2 protein-coding genes are annotated in these 2,249 nt (G+C 59.4%); both read right to left on the reverse strand.

What is annotated here, in order from left to right:
• Window positions 1-1,217, reverse strand: a 1,217-nt coding sequence (locus tag ABB25_RS11565) for a hypothetical protein (protein WP_152981195.1), incomplete at its 3' end; no start/stop codon positions are given.
• A gap of 160 nt (window positions 1,218-1,377) precedes the next feature.
• Window positions 1,378-1,707, reverse strand: coding sequence for a hypothetical protein (locus ABB25_RS11570; protein WP_057666969.1), 330 nt, complete (start codon window positions 1,705-1,707; stop codon window positions 1,378-1,380).
• Window positions 1,708-2,249 lie beyond the last annotated feature (542 nt).

Genomic DNA, 2,249 nt, shown 5'->3' on the forward strand with positions numbered 1-2,249 from the left:
CCCGGTTCAAAACCCACTTCGGGGCTGTCCTCCTGTCCAGGTAGATAACGAAGCCGTTGCCGCTTGGCCACGACTGGATGAGATAGCGGTCTGGGTGTCGTTTGGGCATTGGGCGATTCCTTACGGTCAATCCAGTCAAAGACCGACCCGGTAGCCACTACTTCTGGAACAACCGGGCGGGGTGGTTTCTGATCATCGGCGTTGTCCTGGACAACTTCCGGCAGTGCATCAAGGGCAAGCCTGACACCCTCATGGCCGGCAGTCTCAGCAGCGTGGATCAGGTCATAACGGGCATCAACCTTGATGACCTTTCGCCAGTCATCAGGGGTCAGTGGGATGCGATCCGTAACACGGGTAGCTTCCTCCTGGGCAATGTCCTCGTCTGTCTTTTCATCGAGGCCAACGGCGTCTTTCAGGCCACGCGACCAGACAAGCTGGCGTGATCCTTTGATCGCGGTGACGTACTCCATGAACAAGGCGGACGTGGAAACTTCTACCGCAAGCTTGAACGGATGGGAGCCAGAAGCCCGGCCCTGTTTGCTGCTTCCCTTGGTCATTTCATGGGACAGGCCCCACTTGTTCTGGTCGTCCATCTTGGCCAGATACGAAGCTGCACCTTCATCGCCGTCACGCACGTCCACAGCGTGTGCCAGGAATGCCCATTCGTCGTCCCTGTCAGGCTGGAAAAGGCCGACTTTCTTGCACGCCTTGAGCCAAAGCTCAGCCAGCACCATGCGCATCCGGAGAGGATCGGCAGACGGGCTGACAATCAGCAGCTCGTGGGTGTGAGGGTGCCAACCGTTCTTGCCGTGGGTCACTTCAAGGGTACGGATACGACCAGCAAACCCCACATCGCCCATGAGTGCCATGTATTGCCGACGACCACGCATGTAGGTGATTGCCTGTTGCTGGAGCTTGAGCAGCAGGGCCAGCGGTTGGTCTACCCGGTGCGGGAAGGTGTAGGAGGCCATCACGAAGGCTTTCCCCTGCCCCTCCCCCCAAGCGATAGCCTGGGCAACTTCTTGCCGGCGACGCTCTTGGATCTTGGATGCACAAAGCGGGCAGGTGTGCACACTGCCGCAGATCTTCAGGCCTTTGTAGTGATAGCTGGGCTTACCTTCCGGGCGCACCAGGGAAACTTCTTGGCTGACCCGTACCCAGGTACATCCGATAGACCGATGGACGTTGGCCGGGAACTTGTCCGGGCTGTTCTTCACCGCGTCAGCGCGAAGCACGCGCTTGATAAGCCCATCAAGGCGGTAACGCTCCCGTGCATAGTCCTCCCGTGTCCGGGTGGTATGCTTGTCGGTGAGCTCTTTCCCAGTGCTCTTTGATCCAAACCCCTCGCAGGCTGCCACCTGTGGGGGGTTTTTATTTTCAGGGGGTCTTGGCACCGAAGCTCCCCTTTCTCGACCTCTTTCCCTTTGGAGCGCGAGACTCAATGGCTGCATCAAGCTCCAGTGAGGCTTGGGCCGATGCCATGACAGCTTCATTGGTGAAGTTCTGTATCAGGCGTTGAGCCTCTCGGGGCTGCTCATGAAGAAGCCGGATAGCCTTCAACGTTGTCTGAAGGGCCGGTGCCACCTGATCCATAAGCTCCGAAATGATCGATGACTTGGTCTGACCAGTCAGCTCATGGAGCTCATCGACCAGTTGCGAGACTTCATCAGAAAGCGCGACCTGGACTCTTTTGTTGCGGGTTGCCATATGTACCACCTCTGCCAAGGTTGTCCCACTCTAACAGATTTATGGCTTTTGGGTGGTGTGAGATTCCGTGTATGTACCAAGAGGGCGGCCACGGCCCAGCGATCACCACCCTTGCGGCCTATGACGGCACTGCGGGGGTGGCCGGCGTCTGCGTGCTCCTCCGTCGCACACACCCCGCCAGCCACCCGCGCAGAAGCGGTCACCGGGCGCGAGGGGGGGTTGTGGCTTGGGGGAAGGGGTACGCCCGCGCCGGGCACCACCGGCCACTCACTGCCACGGGAAAGGCGGTCACCGTGGGGCCACGGCCCCACACCCCATTCTGTAAACACTACGGACGGCGGTTGCCTATCCTGCAATCGTCCACGCTTTCTGGCATGCCAAAAAAACCCCGCCGCAGCGGGGTCAGTCTGGATTCTTGGGATGACCTGGTGGGTAGTAGCCCAGATCGTCAGCACATGGGGAGCAGACAACGCCGTGAACCGGGTGCCTGATGTACCAATCCCCCTTGGGAACCCACTCCTTACAGCCTGCAATGTCGCATC

The organism is Stenotrophomonas koreensis (genome assembly GCF_001431525.1).
Taxonomy (GTDB): domain Bacteria; phylum Pseudomonadota; class Gammaproteobacteria; order Xanthomonadales; family Xanthomonadaceae; genus Stenotrophomonas; species Stenotrophomonas koreensis.